A 24,090-nucleotide genomic window follows, 5' to 3' on the forward strand; every position below is an offset into this window, starting at 1 on the left:
CTCAGGCCGGGTGCACCGGGGTCGCCGCGCCAGCACCGACCACGGTGGTCCAGGGACGTACGCTCCAGCGCAGCACCAGGCCGTTGGCGACGTAGGGATCGGCCGCGGCGAAGGCCTCCGCCACAGCCGGCGAATCCCCCTGAAACAGCAGGATCGCGCGGTCCACCGGGTCTGCGAGCGCCCCACCCAGCAGCAGTTCGCCGCGTTCGGCGGCCTCCCATGCCAGCTTCAGGTGCGCGGCACGGTACTCGGCGCGACGCACCGGGTAGTCCGGGGAGACTTCGTAGATCAGCAGATAGTGCATGGGTTCGACTGGCCTGGTTGGGCGACGCAAAGGTGTGTTGTACCGCAAAATCCCGTGGGCCTGCTCCGCGTCCCTCGCACCGATGCGGCAGCGCGCGCCAGCAAGTCCCTCGGGCCGGATCGACCGGAATGTCGACGGCTGGCTGACGGGATACCACACTGACCCGGATTCTTCATCGGTCTCGCTTGGGTAGACGCCGCGGGCGTGGATGCATCGATTGGCAACACCCAGGGCACCCCGCAACCAGCTACGATAGTCATCGTCGATCCGGAGAATGCGCATGAAGACGCTCGCTGCGGCCACCCTGGCCTTGCTGTCCCTGCCATTCTCGGTCACGGCGGCCGACGATTCGCGCATGCAGGCGGAACGCCAGCTGCGTAATGCCCAGGCGGTCTGGGCCCAGGCGCAGAAGGGCGCATCCGGCACCAAGGAAATCACCGTGGGCTGCGTGCCCACGCCGATTCCGACCACGCCAAGCGGCCCAACCTGGACTTTCGAAGTCCAGACCAGCGCTGCGGCACGCATGCGCGGCATCGTCTGGCGCCAGCCCTGCAGCGGCAACAACGCGCAACTGATCCTGACCCTGGAGCCGGTCGTCGGCACGCCCTTCGCCTGCGGCACCGAGGTGGAAATCGCCATCGGCGCGCTGCGCACCGATGACATTTTCCTCGACGTCAATCCGAATGATGGCGTGGGCACCAGCTTCTGCGCCAACCTGTCGGCGCGCACCTCTTTTGTCATCCATGAGTTCGACAACGGCTTCGCCTTTGACGACGACAACGCCTTCACCCTGACTTACGAGAGCGATGTCACAGCCGACGCCACCCTGCAGATTCCCGCCTACGATCCCGGCCAGTACGTGGTTGGCGGCGATCTCGCCCTGTCCGGCAAGCTCTCCGGCAGCTACTACGAGCCCACGCGCGATCGCGAAGGCGCGCTGATCGAACTCGGCCGCGCAGGCAGCGCGCGGGTGGTTTTCCTGACCTGGTACACCTATTTCCAGGGCCAGCAGCGCTGGATCGTCGGCAACGCCACCTTCAACCCGGGCGATACTCGGGTCACGATCCCGTTGATCGTGACCACCGGCGGCCAGTTCGGCGCGGCCTACAGCCCGGCGCAGGTGCAGGTCAGCAACTGGGGCAGCGCCACCATCAGCTTCCCGAGTTGCTCGCGGATGCGCTTCGAATGGTCCGAGAGCGGCGGCCAGACCGGGCTCTACGAATACCAGCGCCTGCTTGAAGGCCTGGACGGCGTGACCTGCCCCTGAGACGAGTCGACGAACGGCACGATCGCGCGGGTTCACGCCTTCGCTACAATGCGGGCGATTTTCATCCGCATGCCGATCACCGGAGCCTCGATTGACTGACTACAGCCCTGCCGCAGGACTGGCCAACCTTGCGCGCGCCGCGCTGGTGGGCCTGTGCCTGTGCGCGCCGGGGCTGGCGGCGCAGGTGCCCGCGGATTCGTTGCCGCGCCACCCGCTGGAAACCCGCGCGCTGACTGAACCGGAAGCGGTGCTGGCCGAGATTCCGGCGGAACTGGAGCGTGCCCAGGGTGATGCGCGCACCCTGGCGCTGCTGGAGCTGGCGCATGCGAACGCCTGCCGGGTGATGGCGGACTGGAACTGCCAGCGCGAAGCCGGTGCCGCGGCGGCCGCGGCCGGCGAACGCGCTGCCGACGGCATCCTGCAGGTGCGCGGATTGATCGCGCAGGCACGCGGCCACATCGCGCTGCAGGATTACACCCGCGGTGAACAGCTCCTCGCCAGCGCGCAGTTGCTGCTCAAGCAGACGCCCTCGCCCGAGTTGGCGGCGGACGTCTACCTCGCCTACTCCTCGCTCAGCGAGTTCATCGGCAAGCATGAATCGGGGCTGCGCTACGCCGGGCTGGGCCTGGACGCACTGGACGGGGTGGATGCGCCGCTGATCCGCACGCGCCTGCTGCGCAACCAGGCACGCGCACAATCGCGACTCGGCAAGGTCAAGGAGGCGCGACATTCGCTGGCGGACGCGGAAGCTGCCGCCAGCGCGCTGGTGGATCCCAAGCTGCACGCCGAGCTGGCGCTGGAGACCGCGCGCGTGGCGCGCCTGGCCGGCGACATCGAAGAACAACGGCGGATGGGCGCGCGCATCCTGGACCTCGGCCGGAAGCTGCAGAACTCGCAGCTCAGTGGCCTCGGTGAGGAAGTTCTCGGCCTTGCCGCGCTGGAAGCGCAAGAGTCCGAAGAGGCGCGCCTTCACCTGCAGGCCGCCGCAGTGTCTTTCCGCGAGCTGGGGCTGGACCGCGACGAGCTGCGCGTGACCCGACAATTGCTCGACCGGCTGATCGAGGACCAGGCCAATCCCACCGTCTGGCGCACGCTGGCGCAGCGTTTCCTGTCGCTGGAACGGGACATCGCGCAGACCGACCGGGCCAAGGCCGCGGACGACTTCGAAGCGCGCCTGAAGTACGCCCAACAGGAAATGGAAGTGATGCGGCTGGAAAGTGAAGCCGCATTGCAGCAGGAACGGGCGCAGGCGCTGGCCGAGAGCAGCCGGCTGAGTGGCTGGCTGATGGCCTCGGCGATGGCCATGATGACCCTCCTCGCAGTCTTCTTCGTGCTGCAGCGGCGCACCAACCGACGGCTGCAACGCACCCTGGCGGCCCGCCGCGAGAGCGAAGCGCGAGCCACCGACCTTTTGCGCCTGTCCAAGGGCATGGTCTTTCTGCACGATCTGAATGGCCGCCTGGTGATGGTCAACCTGGCCACCGCGGAGGCACTGGGCACGCTGCCCGAGCATCTGGTCGGCCGGGCGCTGGGCGAATACCTCGCAGACCAGTCGCGCCTCGAGTTCGACCAGGCCTTGCGCCGGCTGGCGCAGCAACGCAGTGATGAGGCCACGCTCACGGTGCGCAGCAACAGCGGCGAACGCCACTGGCAGTACAGCGGGCGCTTGTCCGACAACGGTGGCTACGCCATCGGTCACGCGGTGGATGTGACCGAGCAACGCCGCGAAGCTGAAGCCTTGCGCGCCGAAAGCCAGCGCGATGCGCTGACCGGCGCCTACAACCGGCGCTGGTTCGGCGAGTTCGAGGCGCGCGAGGGCAACCGCCGCTGGGCGGTGGTCAACGTGGACCTGGACCAGTTCAAGCAGATCAACGACACCCGCGGCCATGACGAAGGTGACCGCGTCCTGGTGGCCATGACCCGCTACCTGCAGAATCAGGTCGGTCCCAATGATGCGGTGATCCGCAGTGGCGGCGACGAGTTCCTGCTGCTGCTCGCCAACGGCAATGGTGCCACCGCGGAGGCGCTGATCGGGCGGCTGAAGGCCGATATGGACTCCGCCCCATGCCGCTATTCGCTGGGCCACGCCGTGCGCGAGGGCGACGAGCGCCTGGGCGACACCCTGGCGCGCGCGGATGCGGACATGTACGCCAAACGGCGCGCCGCGCGCGAGCGACGCGGCTGATGGCGACCGAGGCACGGCACCCACCACCTCCGAGGACTTGCCATGCACCGCAGCCGCCTCAGCGGATTCATCATCGATTGCCACACGGACGACCTGCCCGCCGCCGCCGGTTTCTGGAGCGCAGCGCTGGGCATGCCGATCCTCGGTGACGATGGCCCGAAGTACCTGCGACTGGACGCCAGCGCCCGCGACCTGACGGTCGAAGTGCAGCGGGTGGAGCATGCGAGCCGCGTGCATCTGGACATCGAGTCCGACGACGTGGAAGCCGAAGTCCGCCGCCTGGAAGGCCTCGGCGCCACGCGGGTGCACCAAGGCGCACGCTGGTGGGTCATGCAGGCGCCGAGCGGCCAGCGCTTCTGCGTGGTCGAGGCCCGCGAGAATCTCGCCGCGGCCCCCGGCGTGACCGTGTGGGATACCCCGAATTTCCGCGCCTAGGCCAACAACTCGCCGAGGCGCGCGCGGGCTTCGGACCACAAGCGCTGGCTACTGCGCAGCGGCAGGTCCAGGGCATCCGCGGTTTCCTGCTCGGACAGGCCGGCGAACACGCGGCATTCGACCACACGCTCCCAGTCGGGGTTCTCCTGGCGCAGGCGCTCCAGCGCGGAGTCCAGCTCCAACAGGCCGCGCGCCTCGCTGGCGATACGCTCGGCGTGGGCGTCGACATCGGTATGCGCCACGCCGCCGCCGCGCTTGGCGGCGAGCTTGTCGCGGGCGTGGTTGAGCATCAGCTGGCGCATCGCGCGTGCGGCGAGGGCCATGAAGTGCGCGCGGTTGAGCACCCCCTCCGCTCCTGCGCGCGCAAGCCGCAGGTAGCAGTCATGGACCAGCGCGGTCGGATTGAGGGTGGCATTGCCGGGTCCGCCGAGCACCCCGCGCGCCAGGCGTTTGAGATCCTCGTAGACCAGCGCCACGGCGCGGTCCCAGGCCGCGTCGTCGCCTGCTCGCGCCCGTGCCAGCAACTGGGTGACTTCCGCCATCTCCCCGGCACCCTCCCCCAACTGCTGCCGAGCATAGGCGAAGCGCCGCGTGCAAAGCGTCGGCGCGATCAGCGGTTCGCCGGCATTTGCGGTCCGCCCGTCCGGTCCTCGGACGCGAGCCGCTCCGCGCTGACGGCCAACTCGGCCAAGGCCGCCCGTGCCTGCGTCGCCAGAGCGGCGTCGCCGGTGCTGGCGGCGATCTCGGACGCCAGCGTCCAGTGCGCGAAATTGGGCTCCTCGGGCAGGCCGCGCCACAGCGCGACGGCATCGTTCGTCCGCCCACTCCGCAACCATGCACGCCCCAGCGCGCGCCGGATCTGTGGCGGAAGTTCTTCCGAACCGTCCAGCGGGACGCGATCGATGTCGTCCAGCCGGGCGAGCCGCTTGCCGCGCTCGACCAGCGCCGGCTCATCGATCCCGATGCTGTCGCGCGCGTAATCGGCAAGCCCCGTCGCGAGTTGCACGTGCTCGCCCAGCCAGAGCGCGGCGAGGATCCGCTGCAGGTGCACATCGAAGCGCTTGACCCGATTGGCATCCGCGCCAGTCAGCGCGAGTGCTTGGTCGAGGCTGGCGAATGCACCCGCATCGCTGAGCTGGCGCTGGGCCACGGCCTGCGCGACCAGTGCGCGCACTTCCAGGTCCGGGCGCTGCATCTCCCGCGAGTGCACGAGGCACTCCTTGGCCAACGCAAGGGCCGATCTCGCCGCGCCCGAGATCGGCGTATTTGGTGGCTGCATTGATCCGCGACGACAGGGCCCCGGGCCTGTCGCCCAGTGCCTCGCGCGCCCGCGCCGCCTGCAGGCTGAAATCGAGCACGCGCTCGGCGCGACCCTCGTCCTCATACGTGGTCGCCAGGTTGTGCAGCGCGGTGGCGTACAGCCCCGGGTTCATGCCGCCGGCGGATTCCGCGCGCATCTGCTCCCATTCGCGGCGGGCGCCATCCCAGTCGCTGCGGCGGAAGTGGATGATCCCGCGCTGCTGCAGCACCCGCAGGCGGTAGCCGAGGTTGGGGAAACGCGCGAGCGCCTGCTCGGCGGCATCCAGTTCGGCCAGCGCCTCGTCGAACTGTGCGAGGTCGATCAGCGCCAACGCGGTGTTCAGGCGCAAGGGCGCCGGGGAACTCGGCACGCCCACCTGCGGCAGGATCGCCAGGGCCTCGCGGTAGCGCGCGATGGCCTGTTGCGGATGCCCACCGCGCCACTGGGCGATCCCGGCGCTGCCCAGCAGGCCGAGTTGCACGCCGGGCGGCAGCTCGCTGCGACGGGCCAGCAGCGCATCGATGCGGCGGTTCGATTCGGCGGTCTGGCCGGCATCGGACTCGGCACGTGCCAGCAGCAGTTCGACCTCCGGATCCGGCGCCAGTGCCAGCGCGGCGCCGAGTTCGACCAGTGCATCGCCGGTGGCCCCGGAGCCTTGCGCCAGCCTCCCGCGCAGCAGGTGCAGCCGCGCCGGCGCGAGCCGTGCGGCGTCGATGGCGGCGATCAGCGCGCGCGCCTGCACGTGGTCGCCCAGCCGGATCTGGATCTCGGCGAGCATCGCCGCCAGTTCCGCGTGCACATCGGGTGGCAGCGCGGTGTCGTCCTGCAGCCGTCGCGCGCCGGCCTCGACCAGTTCGCGCGCCGTCAGCTTGGGGTCAATCGAGCGGGTCGGGTCGCCGTCGCGGAACAGATCGAACAGGAAGGCGCTGACCGCTTCCGCGCGCCGCGCCTCGAAGCGGCTGAGGTCGCGCTCGGCGCCGAGGCGCCAGGTGAAGACCGCCACGCCGGCGACGATCAAGACAGAGGTGACCAGGCCCAGGCCCACGCCGAAAGGATGCCGCTGCACGAAGCGCTGCAGCAGGTAGCCCGCGCGTCGCGGCCGCGCCGACACCGGGCGCTGCGCGAGGTGCGCGCGCACATCCTCCGCCAGCGCCGCGACACTGCTGTAGCGCGCTTCCGGCCGCGCCTCAGTGGCCCGGGCCAGTGATCGCCGCGAGGTCGCCATCCAGGCGCACGGCGCTGCCTGACGATGCGCGGTCCGGCACCATCAAGGCACCCAGCAGCACGCCCAGCTGGTAGATGTCGGAGGCCACGGTCTGTGGCTCGCCGGCCAGTTGCTCGGGACTGGCGTAGCCCGGGGTAAACGCGCGCGGCGCCACCGGATCGTCCCCGATCAGCGCGGCGATCCCGAAATCCAGCAGCTTGGCCGAACCATCCGCATCGACCATGACATTCGAGGGTTTCAGGTCGCGGTGCAGCACCCCACGGCCGTGCGCGTACTGCACCGCATCGCAGACATCGAGGAACAGCCGCAGCCGCTGCGGCCCAGGCAGCGCACCGTCGATGCAATGCTCGTCCAGCCGCCGGCCTTCGATCAGTTCCAGCGCCAGCCAGGTCGGCCCTGCGCGTCCTGACCGCCGTCCACCAGCCGCGCGATGTGCGGGTGGCGCAAATCGGCAAGGATCTGGCGCTCGCGGCGGAACACCTCGTCGCCCACGCGCGCGCCGCCGACCACCTTCAGCGCCACGCGCTGCTGGTACTCACCGTCGTCGCGCTCGCCGAGGTAGACCACGCCCATGCCGCCGCGGCCGAGTTCGCGCACCACGCGGAACACGCCCAGGCGCGCGCCTGCCTGCAGCTCCAGCGCCGACTGCACCAGGTCCGCGAACAACGCCCCGCGGAGCAGAGCACCAGGTTCGATCAGGTCGATGGCTCTCATCGGCGAAGGCGGGTCGGGTGTGCGGCCATGGCTGTGGCTACATTACCCGATGGTGCACCGGAGCCCGCCAGACCGGCGCGGCACGACCGGCAATCGTGCCGCCCATTGGCGCGCCGACCGAGGAGTGCCGTTGAATGCCCCATCCCACCGGCCTGTCGCGCGTGCGGCGCCAGTTCCAGCGCGAGACCTGCCTCGCCGCGAACGGTCCGATCGCTGCCGCGAACGCCGCGGATGAAGCTGCCTGAAGTTGTCCTTGCGTGAACACTGTACGCAATCGTCTCAATGATTCATCCACCGTTGGCGGCGATTCCGCTTGAATCGCGCCACCCCAGACGGAGGTTGAACATGCTGCATTGCGCTCGTGCTGTGCTTTACGCTGGACTGCTTGCCCTGAGTCCTGCCGTCCTTGCCGACACCGCAGCTCCCGCTGCTCCGGTTTCGGCCTCCGCCGCCAAGCTGAAATCGATCGAGGCGATGATGTCGCGCAGCGAAGTCGACGAAGCGATCGAGGCCGCGGAGGCCTGGACCGAGGCCGAGCCGGGATCGGCGGATGCCTGGTACATGCTCGGACGGACCAGCGGCAACAAGGCCACCCGGGTGAACATGTTCTCAGCCGCTGGCCTGGCCGGCGACAGTCGCGAAGCCTACGAAAAAGCGATCGAACTCGACCCCGGCCATGTGCGTGCCCGCTACGACCTGATCCAGTTTTACATGATGGCGCCCGGCTTCATGGGTGGCGGCGAGGACAAGGCGCAGGAAATGGCCGCCGCGCTGGAGCAGGTCGATGCCGCATGGGGCCACATGGGCCGCGCGTACATCGCGATGCGAGGCAAGGACAACGAGGCCGCTGCCGGGCATTACCAGGCCGCACTGGCGGTCGACCCGGTCCAACCACAGGCGCTCAATGCGCTGATCTCCCTGCTGATCGCCGGCGAGCGGCTGGACGACGCGCGCGCGGTGGCAGCCAGGGCGCTGGCGCACGACCCGGACAATGCGATCGGCCATTACCAGATGGGTCGCTATTCGGCGGTCACCGGCAAGGACCTGGACACCGGCCTCGATCACATGGAGCGCTTCCTCGCCTTGCCCGAAAAGCCGGCCAACATGAGCACCGCCGCCGCGCACTGGCGCCGGGGCCAGATCCTCGAGAAACTCGGGCGCAAGGACGAGGCCGTTGCCGAGATCGCCAAGGCGGTGGCGATGGATGCGCGCCTGGAGGAAGCCTCTGCAGACCTCAAGCGGTTGAAGAAGGCCTGAGGCAGGCCGCTGCACCAGCAGAAGGATCGCGGCTGAATCTGCTGTAAGGTATTGATTTCGGTTAGGGCGATGTATCGCGCAGCGATTCACCGTCGGCGACTGGCGGCAAGCACCCGGGGTACGCGCTGCGCGCGTACCGCCGGGCTACGCCGGTCGGGTCACCAACCCAGCTCCAGGCGCGCGACCAGCGCCGCAGCGTCTGCCGCCAGCGCTTCGGCATGCGCCGGACGCGCCAGCAACTCGGCCAGGGCCGGCGGCGCCGGCACCGGGTGGCCGACCAGCGGCTCGACCACTTCATCGAACTTGGCCGGGTGCGCGGTGGCGACCATCAGCACCGGGCCGCGCTCGCCGCCGTCGCGCAGGCGCTGCTGCACCTCGGCGGCGCAGGCGGTGTGCGGGCAGTAGGTCTGGCCGTGGCGCATCTCGCCGGCGGTGATCCAGCGGCGGATGGTGGCGTCGTCCACGCTGTGGGCGTGGATACCGGCTCGGCGCAAATCGCGCCCGCGGAAGAACCAGGCCAGGCGCTCGAAGTTGCTCGGGTCGCCCACGTCCATTGCATTCGCCAGCGTCGCCACGCTCGGACGACCGTGGTAATCGGCGCCGCCGAAGTAATCCGGCAGGGTGCGATTGGCATTCGTCGCGAAATGAATGGCTCCCAGCGGCAGGCCCATCTCGCGCACCAGGATCGCGGCGAGCGCATTGCCGAGGTTGCCGGTGGGCACCACCAGCACCGGCGCCGCGCTGCCGGCGCGCTGCAGGGTCAACGCGGCAAAGGCGTAATAGGCCATCTGCGGCAGCAGGCGGCCGAGCGAGATGCTGTTGGCGCTGGTCAGGGCGAAGCGCGCGGCGTGGTGGCGATCCCCCAGCAGCGCCTTCACCATGCGCTGGCAGTCGTCGAAGCTGCCAGACACTTTCAGCGCGTGGACGTTGTCGCCAAAGGCCCCGAGTTGGTGCGCCTGGGGCGCCGACACGCGGCCATCGGGATACAGGATCACCACGCGGAAACCGGGACGACGGTGAAAGGCCGCCGCCACCGCGCCGCCGGTGTCGCCCGAGGTGGCGACCAGCACCGTGCGCAGCGGATCGTCGCGCGTGCGCAGCCGCGCCAGGCAGGCTGCGAGGAAGCGCGCGGCGAAGTCCTTGAAAGCCGCGGTCGGCCCGTGGAACAGCTCCAGCAGGTGGGTCGCGCCATGGCCATCCTCGGGCAGCGCAATGATCGGCGCCGGCAGGTCCAGCGCCTCCGCGCAGATCGCGTCCAGCGCCGGTGCCAGGCTGGACCCGGCGAAAAAAGGCGTCAGCAGGCGCGCGGCGATGGCGGGCAAGGTCGAGAGCCCGTCGAAGTCACCCGGCGCAACCGCCGGCAGCGTCTCCGGCACATACAAGCCGCCGTCCGCCGCCAGCCCCGCGGACAAGGCCGCGTCCAGCGTGACAGGCCATTCCTGGCGGTGATCGCGGGTGGAGAAGTAGCGCATGGCGAGGATCCGGGATTGAAGGCTCAGGAAAAACGGGGCGAGGGGCAAGGGTCAGGGGACTAGGCTTGCGGCATGGAAAGGACCTGATGAATTCTGAAGCTGGCGATCGGCGTTGAAGTCCGACAGCGCGATGGGCTCGGTCCCCTGCCCCCTCACCCGCTTCTTCACCCCCGCTCCTGGCTCAGCCCCGGCTCACCACCTGCGCTCCCGCATTGGCCACCGCGCTGACGATGATATCGCTGGCCAGGCCGGCGCCGGCGAAGGCCTTGGCCATGGCGAGCCCAGCGTCGGCGGCGCGTTCCCGGTCGGCGAACCAGGCGAACACGCTGGGGCCGGCGCCGGAGATCGAGGCGCCGAGGGCGCCGGCGGCGAGCGCGGCGGCCTTGACCTCGGCGAAACCCGGGATCAACGCGGCGCGGCGCGGTTCGACCAGCACATCCTTCAGGCCGCGGCCGATCAGCTCGTAGTCGCCGCGGAAGCAGCCGGCCAGCACGAGCGCCAGGCCCTCACTCTGGGCGACGAATTCGTTCAACGCGTAGACCCCGCGCAGCGCCTCGCGCGCCTTGCGCGTCTCCAGCACGAAATGCGGATGCACCACCACGGCGACCAGGCCCGGCGGCACCGGGATCGGCACCACGCGGTCGGCGGTGGCCAGCACCAGCCCGCCGAGCAACTGCGGGCCGACATTGTCGCCGTGCAGGCTGCCGCTCGCCGCCCGCTCGCCTTCCATCGCGTAGGGATACAGTTGTGCCGGCGTCAGTGGCTCCGCCAGCAGCGCATTCGCCGCGGTCAGCGCCGCGGTGGCCGAAGCCGCCGAGCCGCCGAGGCCCGAGCCCAGCGGAATGCCCTTTTCGATCGCCAGTTCCACCCCGAATTCCAGCCCCAGCGCCGCGCGCCAGGCCGCCACCGCGCGCGCCGCGGTGTTCTGTTCCGGGTCAAAGGGCAGATCGGTCACCACCCCGCCGATCGACGTCACCCGCACCACCGGTTCGTCGATCCGCGTGGCCGTCACCGTGTCGCCGATACCTTCCAGCGCATGCCCGAGCAGGTCGAAGCCCACGCCGACATTGCCGACGCTGGCGGGGGAGAAGGCGGTGGCGGAGCGGACGTTGGTGTCAGCCGACATTGCACGGCTCCTTCGATTCGAGGGCACGAGGGCACGAGGGCACGAGGGCACGCGAGCCACGCAAGCAACCGGCCCTCACGGGAACCGAAGTCATTTCGGCGACGATGCTCCAATTGCAGACGCGAGTCAGCTTCACCGTGCCCTCGTGCCCTCGTGCCCTCGTGCCCTCGTAAGCCCTCACAGCGCCGCCCCCAACCCAGCCGCCACGCGCAACAAGTCCGCGAACACGCCGGCCGCGGTGACGTCGGGCCCGGCGCCCGGGCCACGGACGATCAGCGGGTTGTTGCGATAGCGCGCGGTGGCGAAGGAGACGATGTTGTCGGTCAGCGCGATGTGCGCGAAGGGGTGGAAGGCCGGCAGCGCCTTCAACGCCACCTCGGCGCGGCCGCTGGCATCCAGCACCGCGCAGTAGCGCAGCACCTGGTGGTTGTCGCGCGCGGCCTCGAAGCGCTGGCGCATCGGTTCGTCGAAGGAGGACAGCCCCTGCAGGAAGCCGTCGACGCTGGCGTTCGCCAGTTCCGCCGGCACCAGGCTCTCGACATGCACATCGTCCACCGACAGTTCCAGGCCCATCTCGCGGCCCAGGATCACCAGCTTGCGCGCCACGTCCAGGCCCGAGAGGTCATCGCGCGGATCGGGCTCGGTGTAGCCGGCCTGCTTGGCCTGGCGCACCAATTCCGAGAACGGCGCCTGGCCGTCGAAACGGTTGAACAAATAGGCCAGCGTGCCGGAGAAGATGCCTTCGATACGCTCGATCTTGTCGCCGGTGTCGATCAGATCGCGCAGGGTGCCGATCACCGGCAGGCCGGCGCCGACCGTCGCCTCATAGCGCCAGCGCGCGCGACCGCTCTTCGCCGCCGCCTGCACCGCGTGGTAGCGCTCCAGCGGGCCGCCACCCGCCTGCTTGTTCGGCGTCAGCACGTGGATGCCGGCGGCCAGCCACTTCGGGTAGTGGTCGGCCACCGCGCTGCTGGCGGAGCAGTCGATGATCACCGCATGCGGCAAGTGCTCGGCGTGTACATGGCGCGCCAGGGCGTCCAGGTCCACCGGCAGGCTGCGCTCGCCCAGGTGCGCGCGCCAGTTCGGCAGGTCCACCTGCTGCTCGTCCAGCAGCATCTGCTTCGACGTGGCGATGGCACGCACGCGCAGGTCGAGGTGGGTCTCGCGGTGCAGCCGCGCGCGCGCCTCGGCGATCTGGTGCACCAGTGCCTGGCCCACGGTGCCGGGGCCGATGATGCCGATCGAGATGGTCTGGGCCGACAGGTAAAAGCCGGCGTGCACCGCGCGCAGTGCGCGGGTGGCCTCGCCCTCGGCGATCGCCACCGAGATGTTGCGCTCGGAGGAACCTTGGGCGATCGCGCGCACATTCACCTTGGCCCGTCCGAGCGCGTTGAACAGCCGCGCACAGATGCCCGGCGTGCCGGCCATGCCCTCGCCCACCACCGCGAGCACGCTGATGCCTTTCTCGCTGATCACGCGCTGGATCTGGCCGCGCTGGATCTCGCGCGCGAAGGCATCCGCCAGCACATCGCGCGCGCGGTCGGCATCGCCGCCCTGGATCACGCAGCAGATCGAGTGCTCGGATGAGCCCTGCGAGATCATCGTCACCGAGATGCGCGCATCGCGCAGCGCGGCGAACACGCGCTCGGCGGTGCCGTGCACGCCGATCATGCCGGCGCCCTCGATGGTCACCAGGGCCATGCCGCCGATGGTGGTGATGCCCTTGATCGGCGGCTCGGCGCCGCCTTCGGAGTCGATCCGCGTGCCCGGATGGTCCGGGTTGAAGGTGTTGCGGATGAACACCGGGATGCCCTTGGCGGTGGCCGGCGCCATCGTCTGCGGATGGATCACCTTGGCGCCGAAATAGGCCAGCTCGAAAGCTTCCTCGTAGGTCACGTGATCGAGCACGATGGCCTCGGGCACGCGCCGCGGATCGGCCGAGAGCACGCCGTCGACGTCGGTCCAGATATGGATCTCGGCGGCGTCGAACAGCGCGCCGAAGATGCTCGCCGAGTAGTCGCTGCCATTGCGCCCGAGGGTGGTGATGCGCTCGTCGGCCAGCCGTCGCGCAATGAAGCCGGTGACCACATAGCGGCGCGCCGGGTGCGTGCGGCGGAATTCGGCGACGCGCTTCTCGCTCGGCAGCCATTCGACCGCGACGTTCAGCTCGGTGTGGGTGACCCTGAGCACTTCGCGCGCATCAAGGAACACCGCGCCCTCGCCCTGCGCGCGGAAATGCGCGGCGAGCATCTGTGCACTCCAGACCTCGCCGAGGCCCGAGACCAGTTCCTCGATCTCGGCCGGCACCGTGCCCAGCAACTCCACCCCGCGCAGCAAGTGTGAGAGGTCGGCGAAACTCTGGTCCAGCGCGGTGGCGAAGGCCGCGGCTTCATGGCCGAGCAGTTCGGCGGCGGTGTCGAGGTGACGCTGCTTGAGCGCGGCCATCTGCAGCGACCAGTCGCCTTTGGCGGCGGCGGTGCGGGTCAGCCCGATCAGCGTGTCGGTGACGCCCTGCATGGCCGAGACGACGACCACCTGGGCCTCGTCGGGGCGCGCGGCCATCAGGCGCGCAACGGTCTGGTAACGGGCAGCGTTGGCAACGCTGGACCCGCCGAACTTGTGGGCGATCCACCGCATGGGGCGACTTCCTGGTTTTTGGATGCGGCGAAGCGTCCCTCTCCTTACGCTCCGTTCACACGAAACTGCCAGAGGTGGCCCTGAGGAAGCAATCGGCGAATGGGCGAAGTAGCGTCTGCAATCGAATGCGCAGGCGCAAGACGGCGCAGCCCCGCGCAGGACGGGCCTGCGCGGGGCTGCGGTTGTCTTGCGTAGCCCGGAGTACCGCGCCTGCGGTTCCCCGGGTGCTTGCGGCAAGTACCCGGTGAACGCGCTGCGCGCGCACACCGGGCTACCTGCCAGACGCGATCACCAGATCGCGATGCGCTGGTCCTCGCCACGCACCATCGGGTCGCCTGCCTTGCAGCTGAAGGCGGTGGCGAAGGCCGGCATGTTGCTCGGCGCACCGTTGGCACGGAAGCGCGCCGGGGCGTGCGAGTCGGTGACCAGGCGGACGGCCAGTTCCTTCTCGGTGAAGTTGCGGCGCCACACCGTGCCCCAGTTGATGAAGAAGCGCTGGTCCTGGGTCAAACCGTCGGTCATCGGATCGACGAAGCCTTCGCCCTGCGCCAGCTTCAGCGCGTCATAGGCGACCGTCAGGCCGCCGAGGTCGGCAATGTTCTCGCCGAGGGTCAGCGAACCATTGACGAACTTGCCGGCGAGCGCCTCGTAGCCGTTGAACTGCTCGACCAGCATCGTGGTCCTGGACTTGAAGCCCTCGGCATCGCTCGGCTGCCACCAGTTGGCGAAACTGCCCTTGGCGTCGAAGCGGCTGCCCTGGTCGTCATAGCCGTGCAGCATCTCGTGGCCGATCACCGCGCCGATGCCGCCGTAGTTGGTGGCGAGGTCGGCCTTCGGGTCGAAGAACGGCGGCTGCAGGATCGCCGCCGGGAACACGATCTCGTTCTGCAGCGGGTTGTAGTAGGCATTCACCGTCTGCGGCGTCATGCCCCACTCGCTCTTGTCCTTCGGCTTGCCGATCTTGGACACCTGGTAAGCGTGGTTGAACTTGGCCGCGGCCATGATGTTGGCGATGTAGCTGTCGCGCGTGGTGGACAGGCCGTCCCAGCTGCGCCACTTGTCCGGGTAGCCGATCTTGGGCGTGAAGGTGGACCACTTCTCGATCGCCTTGGCGCGGGTTTCCGGCGTCATCCATGCCAGGTTCTCCAGACGGCCCTTGAGCGCGGTCGACAGGTTGGCGACCAGCTTTTCCATCTGCGCCTTGGATTCCGGCGGGAAGGCCACCTTGACGTAGATCTCGCCCAGCGCCTCGCCAACGGTGCCGTTGACGGTGTCGAGCACCCGCTTCCAGCGCGGCTTCTGCTCCTGCTGGCCGCGCAGGGTCTTGCCGTAGAACTCGAAGTTGGCGTCGGCATAGGCCTTGCCGAGGAAAGGCGCGGCACCGTCGATGGTCTTGAAGCGCAGGTAGGCCTGCCAGTCGGCGATCGCCACCTCGCTCAGCATGCCGTTGACGCGCTCGAAGAAGGCCGGGTTGGACAGCGAGAAATGCGCCGGCGCGGCCATGCCGTTGGCGGCGAAGAACTCGCCCCAGGGCAGCAGCGGGGTCTTGGCATCGGCGTCAGCCACGCTGACCGGGTTGTAGTACTTGGAGACGTCGCGCGACATCTCCTCGGTGGAGTAGGACACCTCGGCGAGCTTCGTCTCGATCGCCATGATCGCGGCGGCCTGCGCCTGCGCGGCAGCGTCATCGGCGCCCGCCAGTTTGAGCACGGCGGCGATGTGGGCCTGGTAAGCCTCGCGCTCGGCCTTGTGGGCGTCGCCGGCGTAGTAGGTCTTGTCCGGCAGGCCGAGGCCGTCCTGCATCACATAGGCGATGACCTGGCTGGAATCCTTGAAGTCGGACTCGCCGCCGAAGCCGAAGATCACCGGACGGCCTTCGGAATGCGACTTGCGGATGTAGGCGGCCAGGTCCTGCGCCGAGGCCAGCGCCGTGATCTCGTCGAGCAGCGGCTGGATCGGCTTGAGGCCGGCGGCTTCGATCGCCGCCTCGTCCATGCCGGTGGCCCAGAAATCGCCGATCACCTTCTCCACGCCGGCCACATCGCTGCGCCCGGCGAGGTTCTCGACGATCTGCTTCTGCACCCCGAGCGAGCGCTCGCCGAGCATCTCGAAGCTGCCCCAGGTGGTGCGGTCGGCCGGCACCGGGTTGGCCGCCAGCCACTTGCTGTTGACGTGTCCGTTGAGGTCCGTGCAGGCGCCGACGGCCGGGTCCAGGTCGCTGGCGTGGAAGGCGGGCAGCGCCGGCAGCGCGGCCTCGTCGATGGTCAGGGCCTGCGGCGCCGCGGGCGCGGCGGCGGTCGGGGCAGCAGCCGGCGCGGTCGCAGCGGGCTGCTCGCCGCCGCATGCGGCCAGCGTCAGCGCGGCCAGTACGGCCAGGGAAAGGGGCTTGAGCGAGGAACGGATCACGGAAATTCCTTGTGGGCGGGAAACGCGGGCACCGGACAGGGCCGCCGCGGGTGGCCGCGGAAACTAGCGCAAAGCGCGGCGCGGCGAATGACCCGTTAGTCACGGATTCATCACGATCCCACCCGCCCAGGGGCCCCCCGAACGGACCGCGCAAGGCCGGGGGCGGGCGCCGGGCCCGGGGGGGGGGGGGGGGGGGGGGGGGGGGGGGGGGGGGGGGGGGGCGGGGGGGCGCGGCCCCGCCGCCCGTGCGGGCGTGCGTGCGCGCGTCCCCCCCCCCCGCCCGGGTCCGCAGGGCAAATCAGCCCACCCACCCGGTCTGCGGCCCGTAGCCGCCGGCCACGCCCTTGCACACCACCGCCACCGCGTCATGCGGGTGCAGGCTTTCCTGGTGCACTGCGCGCGCCCAGAAGTCGGCGATGCGGGAATCCCCCAGCAGCGCGCTGCGCACGCGGCGCGCGGCGTCCTCGCAGAACATCAGGTTGGCGCCGTTCAGGCGCGCGAAGGCCTGCTCGTCCTCGCGCTTGACTGCGGTCTGCACCGGCGTCTTCAGCGCCTGTTCGAGCAGATCGATCAGGTCGGCGATCGGCAGGTCCTGAAAGCTCGGATGCAGCCGCGCGCGCAGTTGCAGGCGGCTGCGCTGCGCGTGCGGGGTGGCGACGATGCCCTGCTCGCTGCCGAGCCAATCGGCCAGCTGGGCGTGATCCAGCGGCGCAACGGGCGAAAAATCCATGCGGAACTGCTGCTGGATCAGCTGCCGCGCGAGCGCCGCCGAGGCCGGGCAGGTGCTCGAATAGACCACTTCCAGCGCCAGCTCCAGCGCGAAGTGCCCGCGCTCCTGCTGCGCCGAGACGGTCACCGGGTAGCGCCGCCAGCCGTGGCTGTCGCTGACCAGCGCGCGCCGGCGCAGCAAGTGGTCGAACTGGATGCGCACCTGAGCGCGGTCGCTCAGGTCCTGGTGCGAGTCGAGGAAATCGCGCAGCAGCTTGTGCAGCAGGCGCGGCGTCAGCGTGTCCTGGGACAACGCCTGCTCGACATGCCGGTACAGCCGCGACATGTGGATGCCGCGCGCCTGCGGCTGCGCCAGGTTGACGAAGGCCGCCACGCGCGCCGGCGACTGCACGATGTGTCCGTCCGCATTCAGTAGCGAGAGCGGCATTTCCATCGCGTCCATGCCCACCCATTCGAGCGCGCCGGCGTGGTCCGCGGCGATGCCGCTGGCAACGTCGGGCATGACTCGGATGGCGGACTCGGGATGCTTCATCGACGGCTCCACGGGCGATGGCCTGTGCGTTTGATAACCCAGGCCGCATGACTGCAAGGTGAGAAGGATACGCCGGGGTTTCCGTGCTGCGGCTCAGAACAGCGACAGCTGACCGGCCGCCGGCGGCCGCGCCGCCGCCTCGCGCTCGCCCGGGAAGGTTGCCAGCGTTGGCAACGCGGGCAGCAGCTCGCGCACTCGCTGGTGCACGCGACGCGCCAGCAGCGGCGCCTGGCGGTCGTCCGGCGTGTGGGTGAAAAAATACGGTTCCAGCCCGGCGCGGCACCAGTTCGCCAGCACCGGGATCCAGTCGTCCAGCCAGGCCTCCGCACTCGCCGCCTCGTTCTGCGCGACGAATCGCACCATCGGGCGCTCGCCCACCGCCAGCGCGCAGCGGCAGCGCGGGCTTGCGCGCCTGCGCCTCGGCAGTGCTGCGATCGTGCGCGCTGCCCGCGTGCAGGCAGCGGGTGTCGAACACGCAGCGGTCGATGCGCCGCTCGCGCAGCAGCTCGTGCAGCGCGGCCTCGTTCGGACCCTGGTCGAAGTAATCCGGGTGGCGCACCTCGACGGCGTACTGGAACTCGCCTGGCAGCTCGCGCAGGAAGCCGCGCAGCACGTCGATCTGGGCCGCGCCGAAACGCGGGCCGAGCTGGATCATGAACGGCCCGAGGCGCTCGGCCAGCGGCGCCATCAGCTTGAGGAAGGCGTGGGTCTCCGCGCGCGCTTGGCGCAGCATCAGGCGGTGGGTGATGTCGCTGGGGAACTTGAAGCAGAAGCGGAAATGCCCCGGCGTCTCCGCGCGCCAGCGGTCCACCGCGGCCACGCTGGGCAGGGCGTAGAAGCTGGAATTGCCCTCGACGGTGGGGTAAACCTCGGCGTATTGACGCAGATAATCCTTGCGCTCGGCGCCACGGGTGAACAACTGGCCGCGCCAGTCGCCGCAGGCGAACACCGGGCATCCGATTCGCAGCATCGCAGTCATCGCGGCATCCTACGCCGCACACCGCAGCGATCAAACCCAGGAAATCCGCCATGGCAGGCACCCGCTACCGTCCCCCGCAGCCCCCGTCGACCGCCGTGATCACGCGCGCCGGGTATGAACGCCTGCGCACTGAACTGGACCAGCTCTGGCGCGTGCGCCGCCCTGAGGTCGTCGCCGCGCTGACCGCCGCCGCGGCCGAGGGCGACCGCTCGGAGAACGCCGAATACACCTACCGCAAGCGCCAGCTCGGCGAGATCGACCGGCGCGTGCGCTACCTGACCCGGCGGCTCGAACACATCAAGGTCGTCGACACCCTGCCGAGCGATCGCACTGCGGTCTACTTTGGCGCCTGGGTGCACCTCGAAAGCATCGACGACGATCGCGAACTGCGCGTGCGCATCGTCGGCCCCGACGAAACCGACGCCGCCCAAGGCTGGATCAGCATCGACTCCCCGATCGCCCGCGCCGCCCTGAAGCGCCGCATCGACGACGAGTTCGAGGCCGAGCTGCCTGGTGGACGGGCGCGCTTCGTGATCGTGGCGGTGAGGTATGAGGGGTGAGGAGGGGCGAGGTGAAGCGGGAAAGGTGAAGCGGGGCAGGGGTCAGGGGACCTGCACCTGGCTTCGACCTTTCTTCGAAGTGTGGCGATGGTCCGCGAGCAGCGAATGAGCTGGAGCATGACCCTGTCCAGACCGCGACAATGTTCCGCGTTAGCCCCACGGCTCGTCCCCCTGCCCCGCTTCACCTCCCCCGCTCCTCCACCCCGCCTCTCGGGCACTCCAGCCCCTATCATCCCCCACCTCTTTCCCCACCTTCCCGCCCATGACCGCCCTCACCGCCCTGTCTCCGCTCGACGGCCGCTACGCGCGCCAGGTCGAACCCTTGCGCCCGATCTTCAGCGAGTACGGGCTGATCCGCCGCCGCGTGCTGGTGGAACTGCGCTGGCTGGAAGCGCTGGGCGCCGATCCGGCGATCGCCGAAGTCCCGGCGCTGTCGGCCGACGCGATCGCCTTCCTGCGCCGGCTGGCGGAGGACTTCAGCGAGGCGCATGCCGCCGAGGTCAAGGCGATCGAGTCGACCACCAACCACGACGTCAAGGCGGTGGAGTACTGGATCAAGCGCCAGCTGGCCACCCAGCCGGAGCTGGCGAAGGTCAGCGAGTTCGTGCATTTCGCCTGCACCAGCGAGGACATCAACAACCTCGCCTACGCGCTGATGCTGAAGGATGCGCGCGAGGGCGTGCTGGTGGCGGCGCTGACGCGGGTGCTGATGGGATTGCGCACGCTCGCCAACGACAACGCCGCAGTGCCGATGCTGTCGCGCACCCACGGGCAGACCGCCTCGCCGACCACGCTCGGCAAGGAGATCCGCAACGTGGTCGCGCGCATCGAGCGCCAGTTCCGCCAGATCGAGGCGCAGCCGCTGCTGGGCAAGATCAATGGCGCGGTGGGCAACTTCAATGCGCACGTGGTGGCCTATCCGGAGGTCGACTGGCCGGCGCTGTCGCGCGCCTTCGTCGAATCGCTGGGGCTCAGCTGGAACGAGCACACCACCCAGATCGAGCCGCACGATTTCGTCGCCGAACTGTCCGACACCTGCCGGCGCCTCGGCACGGTGCTGATCGACCTCTGCCGCGACATCTGGGGCTATGTCTCGCTCGGCTATTTCCGCCAGGCACGGGTCGAGGGCGAAGTGGGTTCCTCGACCATGCCGCACAAGATCAACCCGATCGACTTCGAGAACGCCGAAGGCAACTTCGGCCTGGCCAACGCGCTGTTCGGCCATTTCGCCGAGAAGCTGCCGATCAGCCGCTGGCAGCGCGACCTCACCGATTCCACCGTGCTGCGCAGCCTGGGCAGCGCCTTCGGCTACCTGCTCGTCGGCCTGCGTTCGCTGGAGCGGGGCCTGGCCAAGCTGCGGCCGGATCCGGAGCGGCTGGCGGCGGACCTGGACCAGGCATGGGAAGTGCTCGCCGAGGCGGTGCAGACGGTGATGCGTCGCCACGGCCTCCCTGAGCCCTACGAACGCCTGAAGGCGCTGACCCGCGGTGCGCGCATCGATGCCGCGGCGATGCGCAGCTTCGTCGAGGGCCTGACCGAGCTGCCAGCCGAGGCACGCGAACGCCTGCTCGCACTGACGCCGGGCGGCTACACTGGACTGGCTGCTGAACTGGCGCGCAAATCGTGAAGACATGGCCCATCGAGGTGCGCGGGAGCGCCAGCAAGCCGCTCGGCATGAGCCCGGCCGCCTTCCTGCGCGGTTACTGGCAGAAGCGCCCGCTGCTGATCCGCCAGGCGCTGCCCGGGTTCGTCTCGCCGGTGTCGCCGGATGACCTGGCCGGCCTTTCCTGCATCGAGGGCACCCTGGGGCGCCTGATCCGGCACGACCGTCGGCGCGACCGCTGGCAGCTGGAGAACGGCCCCTTCGCCGAGGAGCGCTTCGCCGACCTCGGCAAGCGCGACTGGACCCTGCTGGTGCAGGACGTGGACCGCTGGGATCCCGAAGTGCGCGCGCTGCTCGGACTGGTCGACTTCCTGCCGCGCTGGCGCGTCGACGACGTGATGATCAGCTACGCGGTGCCGGGCGGCTCGGTCGGCGCGCATGTCGACCAGTACGATGTGTTCCTGCTGCAGGGCCTGGGCCAGCGCCGCTGGCAGATCGACGCGCGGCCGAATCCGCCGCTGGGCTTTCGCGACGACGCGCCAATCCGCTTGCTGCAGTCCTTCGACGCCAGCCACGACTGGGTGCTGGAGCCGGGCGACATGCTCTACCTGCCGCCCGGCGTGCCGCACAACGGCGTGGCCGAAACCGAGTGCCTGACACTCTCGCTCGGCATGCGCGCACCGAGCGCCGCGGAGATGCTGGCCGCCTTCGCGGCGCAGCAGGCGCTGGACCTGGACGAATCGATCCGCTACGCCGATCCGGACCTCAAACCGGTGGCGGATCCGGGCGAAATCGATGCGGCAACGCTAGGTCGCGTGCGCGCCACCCTGTCCTCGGCGCTGCAAATGGACGACGCGGCGCTGGCCGACTGGTTCGGGCGTTTCCTCAGCGTCTACCGCGCCGCCGAGCAGCCGCGGCCGCGGCGCATCAGCCCGGCGCAACTGGCGCAACGCCTGGCGCGCGGCGCCGCGCTGAGTGTCAGCCAGAGCGTGCGCCTGAACTACAGCCGCGATGGCGATGCTGCGCGGCTGCACGGCGGCGGGGATGCGGTGAGAATGAGCGTGGAAATGGCGCGACGGTTGTGCCAGCCCGATGCGACCGTCGACCAGTCGGCGTGGGCCGCGCTCGGCGAGGGCGATCGCACGGCGCTGCTGGACCTGGTGCGCCGAGGCTGGCTGGCGTAGGCCGGAGTACCGCGCGGCGGTTCTCCGGCGCAAAGAAGAGCGAAGCACCCGGCTGAGAGACCACCGCCAGCAGCGCACGCACCGGGCGCTTTACTGCCTGCGCCTGCGCAAGAATATTGGCCGGTGTGCCGCGACAGTCGATGCGCGAATAAGCGCACGTTCACGGCGACCTGGGCCCGCCGTGGGGCAGCCGGCCCAGTTGCACACCCATCCCGCTTTCTCCGCGCCCTCTCTGCTTTTCCTCCGCGTTCTCTGCGTCCGCTTTTTCTCCCTCCCCGCGCGAACACGCCTGAGCAATTGCTCTCTCGCCGATGACCTCGGGCGCTTGCTCGCTCGCGCTTTCCGGTTGACACTCGGCGTATCCACAGCGGCTTGAGGGAGCCCTGCCATGAGTGAAACCAGCGAGCGTGCGGCGGCCGTCGAAAGCAGCCTGCGCACCGAACAGAGCGCGGCCAAAAACCTGTTTTTCGGGGAAATCCTGGAAGAAAACCTGTTCCCCTACCCGGTCATGCGCGAACGCGACCGCGAGCTGCTGGGGATGATGACGGACTCTATCGACGACTTCCTCGCGCCGCAGCACGCGGACCTGAAGAAGTGGGACAAGGAGGCGCACCAGCCGGCCGAGTTCATCCAATCCTTGCGCGACATGGGCCTGTTCGGCCTGATCATCCCGGAAGAACACGGCGGCCTGGGCCTGTCCAACGCGGCCTACGCGCGGGTGCTGTCGCAGACCAGCCGGCACGACAGCTCGGTCTCGCTGACGATCGGCGCGCATTCGTCCATCGGCATGAAGGGCATCCTGCTCAGCGGCAACGACGAGCAGAAGGCGCGCTACCTGCCCAAGCTCGCCTCGGGCGAGATGATCGCGGCCTTCTGCCTGACCGAATCGGGCGCCGGCTCGGATGCGGCCTCGATCCGTACCACCGCGAAGAAGAACGAGGACGGCAGCTGGACCCTCAACGGCGAGAAGATCTGGATCACCAACGGCGGCATCGCCGACCTGTACACGGTGTTCGCCAAGACCGACTCGCCCGACGGCAAGATGACCGCCTTCATCGTCGAGGCCGCCTGGCCGGGCGTCAGCCACGGCCCGCACGAGGACAAGATGGGCATCCGCGCGTCGTCCACCACCACCGTCGCCTTCCAGGACGTGCGCGTGCCGGCCGAGAACGTGCTCGGCGGCGAGGGCAAGGGCTTCAAGGTGGCGATGGGCATCCTGAACAACGGGCGCACTGGCCTCGGCGGCGGCGCGGTCGGTGGCATGAAGACCCTGATCGCGCTCAGCACCGCACAGGCCAAGGACCGCAAGCAGTTCGGCAAGCCGATCGCCGATTTCGGCCTGGTGCGCGAGAAAATCGCGCAGATGTCGATCGACTGCTTCGCCGCGGAAAGCGCGGTGTGGATGGTCGCGCACTACATCGACTCGGGCTGCGACGACTATTCGGTGGAAGCGGCGATCAGCAAGGTCTACGCCAGCGAGGCGATCCAGCGCTGCGCCTACGAGGCGCTGCAGATTGCCGCCGGCAACGGCTTCATGAAGGAATTCCCCTACGAGCAGGTGGCGCGCGACAGCCGCATCCTGTCGATCTTCGAGGGCACCAACGAAATCCTGCGGCTGTACATCGCGCTGTCCGGCCTGAAGGACGTCGGCGCCTCGCTGGGCGAGCTGAAGAGCGCCGTCGGCGACATCTTCAACAACCCGATCAAGGGCTTCGGCGTGCTCTCCAGCTACGCCAGCAAGCGCCTGCGGCAGGGCACCGGCTTCGGCAACGACAAGATCCTGTCCAAGCTCGACCCGCGCCTGAAAGTGGCCGCGCTGGTCTACGAGAAGTACGTGGTGGAGCTGTCCAAGGCCGCCGACGCGCTGCTCCGGCTGCACGGCAAGAAGATCGCCGACGAGCAGTACCAGCTCAAGCGCGTGGCCGACCTCACCATCGACCTGTTCATCGGCCTGTGCGTGCTCGCGCGCGCCGACGCCTTGAGCAAGTCGGACAAGAAGAACGGCCAGCAGGCGGTCACCATCGCCGCGATCTTCGCCCAGCAGGCCAAGCGCCGCATGGCCCGCAACGTCCGCTCGATGGGCCGCAACGAGGACGAGGAACGCGACGCGCTCGCCGGCTTCATGCTGGAGAACGGCGCTTATCCGTGGGATGTGATTTGAAGCCCGGGTGACGG

Annotated in this window: 20 protein-coding genes and 1 pseudogene; 8 read left to right on the plus strand and 13 right to left on the minus strand. The window is 69.4% G+C overall.

Annotated elements, in window-relative coordinates:
• Position 1: 1 nt before the first annotated feature.
• A complete protein-coding gene (locus IPK27_22265) occupies positions 2-304 on the minus strand; it encodes a YciI family protein (GenBank protein ID MBK8070230.1) in 303 nt (100 codons plus the stop codon).
• A gap of 280 nt (positions 305-584) precedes the next feature.
• Here IPK27_22265 and IPK27_22270 point away from each other — a divergent pair, with 280 nt between their 5' ends.
• The 3 genes from IPK27_22270 (at position 585) to IPK27_22280 (ending at position 4,191) form a co-directional block, all read left to right on the plus strand.
• Complete coding sequence (locus IPK27_22270; protein ID MBK8070231.1) at positions 585-1,571, plus strand: hypothetical protein; 987 nt, start codon at positions 585-587, stop codon at positions 1,569-1,571.
• Positions 1,572-1,662: 91 nt separating this feature from the next.
• Positions 1,663-3,756 (plus strand): diguanylate cyclase, encoded by a 2,094-nt coding sequence (locus IPK27_22275; GenBank protein ID MBK8070232.1) that lies wholly within the window; start codon positions 1,663-1,665, stop codon positions 3,754-3,756.
• Between the two features lie 42 nt (positions 3,757-3,798).
• Positions 3,799-4,191 (plus strand): VOC family protein, encoded by a 393-nt coding sequence (locus IPK27_22280; protein ID MBK8070233.1) that lies wholly within the window; start codon positions 3,799-3,801, stop codon positions 4,189-4,191.
• Here IPK27_22280 and IPK27_22285 read toward each other — a convergent pair.
• The 5 genes from IPK27_22285 to IPK27_22305 all read right to left on the minus strand — a co-directional run bounded on the left by IPK27_22285 (position 4,188) and on the right by IPK27_22305 (position 7,430).
• Entirely contained in the window at positions 4,188-4,733 is a 546-nt protein-coding gene (locus IPK27_22285) for an RNA polymerase subunit sigma (protein ID MBK8070234.1), read from the minus strand. The two genes, IPK27_22280 and IPK27_22285, sit on opposite strands and share 4 nt — an antisense overlap.
• Positions 4,734-4,801: 68 nt before the next feature.
• Positions 4,802-5,197, minus strand: coding sequence for a hypothetical protein (locus IPK27_22290; GenBank protein MBK8070235.1), 396 nt, complete (start codon positions 5,195-5,197; stop codon positions 4,802-4,804).
• A complete protein-coding gene (locus IPK27_22295) occupies positions 5,142-6,716 on the minus strand; it encodes a hypothetical protein (GenBank protein MBK8070236.1) in 1,575 nt (524 codons plus the stop codon). Before IPK27_22295 ends, IPK27_22290 begins: the two co-directional genes overlap by 56 nt.
• Positions 6,679-7,101 (minus strand): protein kinase, encoded by a 423-nt coding sequence (locus IPK27_22300; GenBank protein ID MBK8070237.1) that lies wholly within the window; start codon positions 7,099-7,101, stop codon positions 6,679-6,681. The genes IPK27_22295 and IPK27_22300 overlap by 38 nt, the downstream gene beginning before the upstream one ends.
• On the minus strand, positions 7,086-7,430 hold the full coding sequence (locus IPK27_22305) for a hypothetical protein (protein ID MBK8070238.1): 345 nt from the start codon (positions 7,428-7,430) through the stop codon (positions 7,086-7,088). The genes IPK27_22300 and IPK27_22305 overlap by 16 nt, the downstream gene beginning before the upstream one ends.
• A gap of 345 nt (positions 7,431-7,775) precedes the next feature.
• Between IPK27_22305 and IPK27_22310 the strand changes: the two genes are divergently transcribed.
• Positions 7,776-8,687, plus strand: coding sequence for a tetratricopeptide repeat protein (locus tag IPK27_22310; GenBank protein ID MBK8070239.1), 912 nt, complete (start codon positions 7,776-7,778; stop codon positions 8,685-8,687).
• A gap of 158 nt (positions 8,688-8,845) precedes the next feature.
• Here IPK27_22310 and thrC read toward each other — a convergent pair whose 3' ends face one another.
• From thrC to IPK27_22345, 7 genes and pseudogenes are all read right to left on the minus strand, one after another.
• The gene (gene thrC, locus IPK27_22315) at positions 8,846-10,159 is read right to left on the minus strand and encodes a threonine synthase (GenBank protein MBK8070240.1); all 1,314 of its coding nucleotides are present in this window, start codon (positions 10,157-10,159) and stop codon (positions 8,846-8,848) included.
• A gap of 181 nt (positions 10,160-10,340) precedes the next feature.
• The gene (locus IPK27_22320) at positions 10,341-11,285 is read right to left on the minus strand and encodes a homoserine kinase (GenBank protein MBK8070241.1); all 945 of its coding nucleotides are present in this window, start codon (positions 11,283-11,285) and stop codon (positions 10,341-10,343) included.
• Between the two features lie 177 nt (positions 11,286-11,462).
• Positions 11,463-13,922, minus strand: coding sequence for a bifunctional aspartate kinase/homoserine dehydrogenase I (thrA, locus tag IPK27_22325; protein ID MBK8070242.1), 2,460 nt, complete (start codon positions 13,920-13,922; stop codon positions 11,463-11,465).
• A 288-nt stretch (positions 13,923-14,210) separates the two neighbouring features.
• Positions 14,211-16,328: a peptidase gene (locus IPK27_22330; GenBank protein ID MBK8070243.1), complete on the minus strand. Its 2,118-nt coding sequence runs from the start codon at positions 16,326-16,328 to the stop codon at positions 14,211-14,213.
• A 298-nt stretch (positions 16,329-16,626) separates the two neighbouring features.
• Positions 16,627-17,589, minus strand: a complete 963-nt coding sequence (locus IPK27_22335; GenBank protein ID MBK8070244.1) for a GTP cyclohydrolase I FolE2 — start codon at positions 17,587-17,589, stop codon at positions 16,627-16,629.
• A 93-nt stretch (positions 17,590-17,682) separates the two neighbouring features.
• Entirely contained in the window at positions 17,683-17,952 is a 270-nt protein-coding gene (locus tag IPK27_22340; protein ID MBK8070245.1) for a hypothetical protein, read from the minus strand.
• 52 nt (positions 17,953-18,004) lie between these two features.
• A pseudogene (locus IPK27_22345) lies at positions 18,005-18,568 on the minus strand (DUF72 domain-containing protein).
• A 50-nt stretch (positions 18,569-18,618) separates the two neighbouring features.
• Here IPK27_22345 and greB point away from each other — a divergent pair.
• The 4 genes from greB to IPK27_22365 all read left to right on the plus strand — a co-directional run bounded on the left by greB (position 18,619) and on the right by IPK27_22365 (position 24,076).
• A complete protein-coding gene (greB, locus tag IPK27_22350) occupies positions 18,619-19,128 on the plus strand; it encodes a transcription elongation factor GreB (protein ID MBK8070246.1) in 510 nt (169 codons plus the stop codon).
• Between the two features lie 262 nt (positions 19,129-19,390).
• Positions 19,391-20,755 carry an adenylosuccinate lyase gene (purB, locus tag IPK27_22355; GenBank protein ID MBK8070247.1) on the plus strand — a complete coding sequence of 455 codons (1,365 nt, stop codon included), beginning with the start codon at positions 19,391-19,393 and terminating at the stop codon, positions 20,753-20,755.
• A gap of 47 nt (positions 20,756-20,802) precedes the next feature.
• A complete protein-coding gene (locus tag IPK27_22360) occupies positions 20,803-21,915 on the plus strand; it encodes a cupin domain-containing protein (GenBank protein ID MBK8070248.1) in 1,113 nt (370 codons plus the stop codon).
• A 388-nt stretch (positions 21,916-22,303) separates the two neighbouring features.
• Positions 22,304-24,076 (plus strand): acyl-CoA dehydrogenase family protein, encoded by a 1,773-nt coding sequence (locus tag IPK27_22365; GenBank protein MBK8070249.1) that lies wholly within the window; start codon positions 22,304-22,306, stop codon positions 24,074-24,076.
• Positions 24,077-24,090 lie beyond the last annotated feature (14 nt).

This window comes from Rhodanobacteraceae bacterium (assembly GCA_016713135.1).
Classification (GTDB): domain Bacteria; phylum Pseudomonadota; class Gammaproteobacteria; order Xanthomonadales; family SZUA-5; genus JADKFD01.